Origin of the sequence: Nocardia sp. NPDC005825 (assembly GCF_040630175.1) — a bacterium.
In the GTDB taxonomy this organism is placed as follows: Bacteria; Actinomycetota; Actinomycetes; order Mycobacteriales; family Mycobacteriaceae; genus Nocardia.
Genome location: NZ_JBEXXC010000019.1, coordinates 81895 through 88819, shown reverse-complemented (window position 1 = coordinate 88819; position 6925 = coordinate 81895). Strand labels below are relative to the sequence as shown.

Sequence of the window (6925 nt, the reverse complement as noted above, 5' to 3'; positions counted from 1 at the left end):
GCCGAGCGCGAGGGCGTGGCCTTGAACAGCAGATGCTCGAGGAAATGCGCGGCGCCGGCCACCGTCGGGCCCTCGTCGCGCGCACCGCGAAGGACTCCGCGCAGAACAACGCCCCCTTGCTCCGCAACCTGGAGCAGGGGGGTTCTGCGCTGGCGATCGACCGGAACGAGTCTCCCGCAATGGATATCGGAGTGCGCCGGACCGTCCTGCCCGGCGGCCTGCGGGTCGTGACCGAGCATGTGCCGGGCGTGCGCTCGGCCTCGATCGGTGTATGGGTCGGTGTCGGTTCGCGCGACGAGGGCCCGACGGTGGCCGGCGCCGCGCATTTCCTCGAGCATCTGCTGTTCAAGGCCACGCCCTCGCGCTCGGCCCTGGATATCGCCGAGGCCATGGACGCGGTCGGCGGCGAGCTCAACGCGTTCACCGCCAAGGAACAGACCTGCTACTACGCCCACGTGCTCGACGAGGACCTGCCGCTGGCGGTGGATCTGGTCAGCGATGTGGTGCTCAACGGGCTGTGCCGCGCCGACGACGTGAACGTGGAACGGCAGGTCGTGCTGGAGGAGATCTCCATGCGCGACGACGATCCCGAGGACCTGGTCGGCGACGCCTTCCTGACCGCGCTGTTCGGCGACCACCCCATCGGGCGTCCGGTGATCGGCAGTGTCGAGACCATCGAGGCCATGGGCGCGCACCAGCTGCGCTCGTTCCACCTGCGCCGCTACCGGCCCGACCGGATGGTGGTCGCGGTCGCGGGCAATATCGAGCACGAGCACGTCGTCGAATTGGTGTTCCGCGCCTTCGAGAATCGGCTCGAGTCCGGCCTGGAGCCGGCGCCGCGCCGCGAGGGCAGGTTCCGCCCGCGCGGCAATCCGGAACTGCTGCGCATCAACCGTGACAGCGAGCAGGCGCACCTGGTGTTCGGCACCCGCGCCTTCGGCCGGCACGAGGGTGAGAAGCGCTGGCCGTTGTCGGTGCTCAACACCGTGCTCGGCGGCGGTCTGAGTTCGCGGCTGTTCCAGCGGATTCGGGAGGAGCGCGGGCTGGCGTACTCGGTGTACTCCAGTGTCGACACCTTCGCCGACACCGGCGCGTTCTCGGTGTACCTGGGCTGCCAGCCCGAAAACCTCGGTCGCGTAGCGGCTCTGGCGCACGGCGTGCTCGAGGAGGTGGCGGCCGATGGCATCACCGACGCCGAATGCGCTCGCGCCAAGGGTTCGCTGCGCGGGGGACTGGTGCTGGGGCTCGAGGACTCCGGGTCGCGGATGAATCGCATCGGGCGGTCGGAGCTCAGCTACGGCAATCACCGCAGTGTGTCCGAAACCCTCGCTCGCATCGACGAAGTCACCACCGAGGAGGTGTCCTCGATCGCGACGAGCCTGCTGGCGCGACCGTTCGGGGCGGCGGTGGCCGGACCGTACCGGCGCACCCGCGACCTGCCCACATCCGTCCGGAATCTGGTCGGCTGAAATACTTACTCGGCGGTAATCTCCAGCCGCCGGTGAGGTATGCCCGTTTGTGGCTATGATCACCTCGCCGGAATGGGAGGGGTCGTGGTCGAACCAGGTGAGAACTTCGCCGGGTATGTCATCGAACGTGAGCTCGGACGCGGCGGGATGGGTGCCGTATACCTGGCACGCCATCCACGCCTGCCGCGTTGGATCGCACTGAAGCTGTTGAACGCGGAGTACCACGGCGACAGCGAGACTCACGCTCGATTCGAACGCGAGGCCGACCTCGCGGCCCGGCTGAATCACCCCGGTGTGGTCACCGTCTACGACCGCGGCGTCGAGGACGGGCGACTGTGGATCGCCATGCAGTACGTCGACGGCATCGAAGCCGAATCGGTCACCGACATGACCGCCGAGCGCGCTGTCGAGATCGTCGCCGCCACCGCCGACGCCCTCGACTACGCGCACCGCGTCGGCGTGCTGCACCGAGATGTCAAGCCCGCCAACATCATGCTGGCGCGCGAGACCCGCGAACAGCAGGCGGGCGTACTGCTCACCGACTTCGGCATCGCCCGGCTCCAGGAGGACACCGGCCGCCTCACCGGGTCCGGCTCGGTCATGGCGACCCTGGCCTACGCCTCCCCGGAACAGTTGCAGAGCCAGCCGGTCGACCACCGCGCCGACCAATACTCCTTGGCCTGCACCCTGTTCCGCCTGCTGACCGGCGTGCCGCTCTTCCGCGCGAACGACCTCGGCGCGATCGTCAAGGCCCACCTGTACGACAACCCGCCCCCGATCGCCAGCCTGCGACCCGACCTCCCCGCGACCCTGGATCCGGTCCTGGCCCGAGCCCTGGCCAAGAACCCGGACGACCGGTACCCGACCTGTTCGGACTTCGCGGCGGCCGCGCAACGCGCGCTGGCCGAGGGCGTCGCGGTCGAGATTGGCCACGCGCCGCCGCGCCGCCGGGGCGCGGATCCCTCCGCGCGTCGGCCCGCGGCGCCGTCCACCGGTCGCCGGGGGACCCGGAACGCGCCGGGTTCGCGAGCGGCGCAAGCGGATTCACCGGCCGGTCGATGGCAGCAATCGGACCCCAACGCGGCGCGGCGGGGACAACAGTCCACGACGCCGCCACCCTGGCCCGGGCAGCAGCCCGACTCCTCGGGGACGCGGCGGGGCCAGCAGCCGGATTCCTCTGCGCGCCGAAGACAACCGTCGGAGACCACCGGCGCCCGGCGCGTGCACCCGTCGGAGACCACGGGCGCACGACGTGTCCATCCCTCGGAGACCACCGGGGCGCGGCGAGTCCATCCCTCGGAGATCACCGGAGCCCGGCGAGCGCAGCAGCCCGACGCCACCGGGGCGCGGCGGACCTCGCCGTCGGAAACGACCGGGGCCCGGCGGATTCCGCAATCGACGGCGGTGCGTTCGGGCCGGCTGACCGACATTCCCGCGCTGTTCGGGCCGCGCACGGACCGCCATCAGTCGCCGCCACCGCGGATGACCGCTCCGGGTACGGGCCGGTGGCTGGGCGGCCTGCGCATGCTGGTGGTGATGAGCGTGGGCCTGGCGGTCGCGCTCGGTGTGGTGGTGTTCGTCATGAGCCCGTCCGGCCGCGGCGCCAAGCCGAAGGCGGCCGCCGCCGAGATCGCCCAGATCAGTGCGGCTTTCCCGGGTCTGGTGCCGCGTTCTGCGGAACTGGGCTCGGGATTCAATTCGGCCAGCTGCCGCGTGGTCGACCACGACACCAAGGACTTCCTGCCGCCCTTCGCCTTCGAAGGCTGGGCCGCGGCCTGGGACTGCCAGTACTCCGCCGACCACGAAGTCCGCGAGTACATCGTCTTCGCCTACGATTCCGCCGCGGTGGCGCGCTCGGCGGCCCGCCGGATCCGGCCGGCCGGAAGCGCTTTGGAGGATCTCACCTTCAAGGAGTTCTGCGGTTCGAAGCAGTACGTCAACCACCGCTTCGACGCCACTCCCGACGTCCCGTCCACGGTCTTCGCCACCTCGTTCTTCGACGACCCCAAGCGCGACAAGTTCCTCATGTACACCCGCGGCATCCCGACCACCCCGGCCGGTGTCGTCGACTGGTGGAAGTCCTTGCCGCTCACCCAGTCCTGACCCGTCGCGGGCGAGGGGCTCGACCGCGACCCGCGCCATGGTGGCCGGGCGCGCTACTGCGGCGCGTGTTCCCGGTTCGCTGCGGCGAGGACCGCGGGGAGCAGGCCGGGGAGGGCGGCGTCGAGGTCGTCGGCGCGCAGGCGCAGGTGGGTGTTGCCGTCGATGGTGACGCGTTCGGTGACGCCCGCTTCGCGGAGGATCTTGAAGTGGTGGGCGGCGGTGGACTTGCTGACGCCGTCGTAGGTGAGGCCGCAGCGCAGGGGGGTGCCCGCGTCGGCCAGGCGGCGGACGATTTCCAGGCGGACGGGGTCCTGGAGGGCTCCGAGCACCGCGGGGAGCGGGGCCACGGCGGGCAGCGCGTCGGTGTCGGTCATGACCTACCTCACGGGAAAACTAGTTTGATAACTGTCGAACCTTGGATACGGTGAGTTCGATAAGATTCAAACTTACCTGATGGAGGCCGGCATGGCATCGGCAACGGCGGTGGAAACCGACGCGGAGCAGGGCACTCAGAGCTGGGCGTACGCGCTCGTGCTCGCGGCCAGCGGCGTCGCCCTCGGCGTCTCGGGGGCACCGGCCCCGCTGTACGGGCTCTATCAACGCAGCTGGCATTTCTCCCCGCTCACCACGACCTTCGTCTTCGCCGTCTACGCGGTGGCCGCGCTCGGCGCGGTCCTGGTGTCGGGCCGGATCTCGGATGTGGTGGGCCGCAAGCCGGTCCTGCTCGGCGCGTTCGCGACCATGATCGTCGGCCTGGTGGTGTTCCTGCTCGCCGACAATGTGGCCATGCTGCTGCTGGCGCGGGCCCTGCACGGGGCCGCGGTCGGCGCGATCGTGGTGGCGGGCGCGGCGGCGCTGCTGGATCTGCGCCCGCAGGCGGGCGCGCGGTCGGGTCAGCTGTCCGGGGTGGCCTTCAATGTCGGTATGGCCGTGGCGATCCTGGGCTCGGCGGTGCTGGCCCAGTACGCGCCGTATCCGCTGCGGACGCCGTACGTGGTGATCACGCTGGTGTGCGTGCTCATCGCGGCGGGCGTGCTCGCCCTGCGCGAGCCGCACGGGGCGCGCGCCCAGCAGCGCATCACCATCGCCAAACCGGCCGTGCCGCAGGAGATCCGCGGCGACTTCTGGTTCTCGGCGCTGGGCGTGATGGCGGCCTGGTCGGTGCTCGGCGTGCTGCTGTCGCTGTACCCCTCGCTGGCCTCGGCCGAGACCGGCATCCACAACCTGGTCTTCGGCGGCGCGGTGGTGGCCTCCACGGCGACCGCGGGCGCGCTGGCCCAGGCCGTGGCGGGCGGGATTCCGGCGCGGCGCGCGGCCATCGCCGGTGACATCGGGATGGCGATCGCGCTGCTGCTCACCATTCCGGCGCTCGACACCCACAACTGGGTCCTGGTGCTGCTGGCCGGTTTTGCCCTGGGCGGCACCTTCGGTCTCGGCTTCGGCGGGTCGCTGCGGCACCTGTCCAATGTGGTGCCGCAGCACAAGCGCGGCGAGACCATGTCGGCCTACTACCTGCTGGCCTACTCGGCCATGGCGGTGCCGACCGTGGTCGCGGGCTGGGCGGCCACCACCTGGGGCCTGAGCACCGTGTTCCCGTGGTTCGTCGCGGTGGTCGCGCTGGCCTGCCTCGGGGCGGCCGGAATCGGCCTGCGCCGCAATGTGGAAGCGGCCGAGACGGACGTGGCCTGAACCAATGTCCGCCCGGTGAACCCCTGGTCGCCGGGCGGACGCGGCATTCCGGGCGAAACGGATTGGTGTGCCCGGTTTTTCGGGTGCGCGAAGTCGGGGTGGAATTGCCGCATCCGATGCGTGACGCGTCCCGGATCGCTATTCTTCGGCTATGCGGCGGTGGAGGTTCGGTGGGGTGGTGAGCCGGACGGTACATCGGTCGGGTCTGTTGATGTCGGTGCTGGCCGCCGTGGCGGGCGGGCTCGCCATCGCGGGCCTCACCTGGTGGGGGTTGTGGCGATTCCTCGGCGCCAAGGCCGAGACGCCGAATCAGCTGGATCTGAGCCGGATTTCGCTCGCGGTGGCGGCGGGCATCGGCGGCGCGGTCGCGCTGGTGGTGGCCTACCGCAAGCAGCGCGACGCCGAGCGCGGCCGCTTCGCGGAAGTCTTCGGGGCCGCCGCCGGTCAGCTCGGCGACCCGGATGTGGCGGTCCGCATCGCCGGGGTCTACGCCATGGCCGGGGTCGCCGACGAGTTCTCCGCGCGCTGGCGGCGCCAGCAGTGCGTGGACGTGCTGTGCGGCTACCTGCGGCTGCCGTACCAACCGGAGGAGGGCGCCAGCCACCTGGTCTCCAAATCCCAGCGCATCGAGGACCACGGCACCGCCGTCGAGCGGGTGTACACCTACCGCCAGAACGACCGGCAGGTCCGCGACACCATCGTCCGGGTGATCGCCGAACACCTGCGCCCCTCGGCCGAGACCCGCTGGAGCTCCTGCGATTTCGACTTCACCGACGCCGTCTTCGAGAACGCCGACTTCCGCTACGCGGTCTTCGCGGGCCGCAATACCCGCTTCACCAGCGCCATGTTCCTGAGCGGCCGCACGGTCACCTTCGAGCAGGCGCGGTTCCTCGGCAAGCGGGTCACCTTCCGCGGGGCCATCTTCCGCAGCGCCGCCGTCTTCGACAAGGCGGTCTTCGCCCACACCGCCGTAGCCCGCGCCGACCGTGACGACACCGCCGCCACCTTCGCCGAGGCCACCTTCGGCAGCGGCGGCAGCTTCGAGGGCGCCGAATTCCGGGGCACGCGAACCGCGTTCGACCGCACCACGTTCGCGGGGGAGCGGACCAGCTTCGCCAACGCCGTCTTCGCCGCCGACCAGACCTCCTTCGAGCGCGCGGTGTTCGACGGCGAGCGCGTCACCTTCACCGGCGCGGAATTCACCGGCGCGCGAGTCACCTTCGCCGATTCCCGCTTCTACACCGAGTCCAGCTCCTTCGACTGTGCCCACCTGGGCACGCAGATCCGCTGGCGTACCGGCCGCACCCAGGAAGTGTCGTTCGCGCGCACCGAGTACCACGGCACGGTCTCCTTCGCCGACACCGTCTTCGGGGGCCGAAAGGTGGTCTTCGCCGGGGGTGACTTCTTCGGCGACATCTCCTTCCGCCGCGCCGCCTTCGACGCCCGCGAGGTCAGTTTCGACCGCCCGAAGGCGTGGGTCGGCGTCCACTTCGACTGGGACGAGAGCCCCGCCGCCAAGCCGTCGCATATCTCCCCGACCCCGTGGCCGCCGGTGCTGGCCGAATCCGCCTCCGAACTCGCCTCCTGAACCCGCCGCGGGCCCGTCGCCCGTTTTGCCCGGAACTCGGCCGTGGGATAGCTTGCAGACGAGCGGAGTTGAAGGG

Annotated in this window: 5 protein-coding genes and 1 pseudogene; 4 read left to right on the top strand and 2 right to left on the bottom strand. The window is 70.7% G+C overall.

Features of this window, described 5'->3' with window-relative positions; translation table 11 throughout:
* Positions 1–86, bottom strand: a pseudogene (locus ABZ382_RS33200) (insulinase family protein); the annotation flags it as partial.
* A 93-nt stretch (positions 87–179) separates the two neighbouring features.
* Here ABZ382_RS33200 and ABZ382_RS33195 point away from each other — a divergent pair.
* Positions 180–1469 (top strand): pitrilysin family protein, encoded by a 1290-nt coding sequence (locus ABZ382_RS33195; RefSeq protein WP_357097335.1) that lies wholly within the window; start codon positions 180–182, stop codon positions 1467–1469.
* A gap of 84 nt (positions 1470–1553) precedes the next feature.
* Positions 1554–3572: a protein kinase gene (locus tag ABZ382_RS33190; RefSeq protein ID WP_357097333.1), complete on the top strand. Its 2019-nt coding sequence runs from the start codon at positions 1554–1556 to the stop codon at positions 3570–3572.
* A gap of 53 nt (positions 3573–3625) precedes the next feature.
* On the opposite strand, the gene ABZ382_RS33185 is transcribed toward ABZ382_RS33190, so the two are convergent.
* Entirely contained in the window at positions 3626–3946 is a 321-nt protein-coding gene (locus ABZ382_RS33185) for a helix-turn-helix transcriptional regulator (RefSeq protein WP_357097331.1), read from the bottom strand.
* A 91-nt stretch (positions 3947–4037) separates the two neighbouring features.
* On the opposite strand from ABZ382_RS33185, the gene ABZ382_RS33180 reads away from it, so the two are divergent.
* The gene (locus ABZ382_RS33180; RefSeq protein ID WP_357097329.1) at positions 4038–5261 is read left to right on the top strand and encodes an MFS transporter; all 1224 of its coding nucleotides are present in this window, start codon (positions 4038–4040) and stop codon (positions 5259–5261) included.
* A gap of 178 nt (positions 5262–5439) precedes the next feature.
* Complete coding sequence (locus tag ABZ382_RS33175; RefSeq protein WP_357097328.1) at positions 5440–6849, top strand: pentapeptide repeat-containing protein; 1410 nt, start codon at positions 5440–5442, stop codon at positions 6847–6849.
* Positions 6850–6925 lie beyond the last annotated feature (76 nt).